Source organism: Arsenophonus sp. ENCA (assembly GCF_002287155.1).
GTDB lineage: Bacteria > Pseudomonadota > Gammaproteobacteria > Enterobacterales > Enterobacteriaceae > Arsenophonus > Arsenophonus nilaparvatae.
Genome location: NZ_NHNG01000570.1, coordinates 1 through 691 on the forward strand (window position 1 = coordinate 1; position 691 = coordinate 691).

Here is a 691-nt window from a genome sequence, read left to right on the forward strand (position 1 = left end):
ATATAATTCGCCATATTCCTCCTGAGGTAACCATCTGGGCAGATACCGGTTTTCAAGGTATAGATAAACAGCATCCTAATACACAAATCCCAAAAAAAGGAACTCGAAAAAGACCTTTATCGCCTGAACAAAAACAAGAAAATAAAATAATCTCGGGCATCCGTATTACAGTTGAACACGCCATCGCGGGTATCAAGCGCCTCGGTTGCATGACCCAAATTTTACGGAATCGTAGACCCTTTATTGATGATACCTTCTTACTCCTTAGCGCAGGTCTTTGGAATTTCCATCTCAGAACAGCGTAAAATTTACTTCAATCACCGAAACACCCTTATTTCACTATTAAGCAACACGCTTATTGATTGCCAAAACACGTAGTAGAAAAATAGAGATGGTTCATTATCAATATTCAGGTAATAAGCATGATGTTATTGCTGGCATAGGTTTGGTTAATTTGCTTTGGCATGATCTGACAAGTGTTGAATCAATTCCTATTGACTATCGTATTTATGATAAAGATTCTGATGGAAAAACAAAAAACACGCACTTTTCCGAAATGCTGGCTCTTGCTAAAAAAAGAGGGATCATGCCAGAAGCGGTAGTGATGGATGCCTGGTATTCTAGCCTAGATAATCTGAAATCAATTCGCTCTCATGGTTGGGTCTGGGTAACCACGCTGAGGAAAAACAGG

Annotated in this window: 2 protein-coding genes; both read left to right on the forward strand. The window is 39.4% G+C overall.

Features of this window, described 5'->3' with window-relative positions:
• Positions 1-305 (forward strand): transposase family protein (locus tag CBG25_RS14835; protein ID WP_290603625.1); only part of this gene is annotated, 305 nt, incomplete at its 5' end.
• A 53-nt stretch (positions 306-358) separates the two neighbouring features.
• Positions 359-691 (forward strand): transposase (locus tag CBG25_RS14840; RefSeq protein WP_290607587.1); only part of this gene is annotated, 333 nt, incomplete at its 3' end.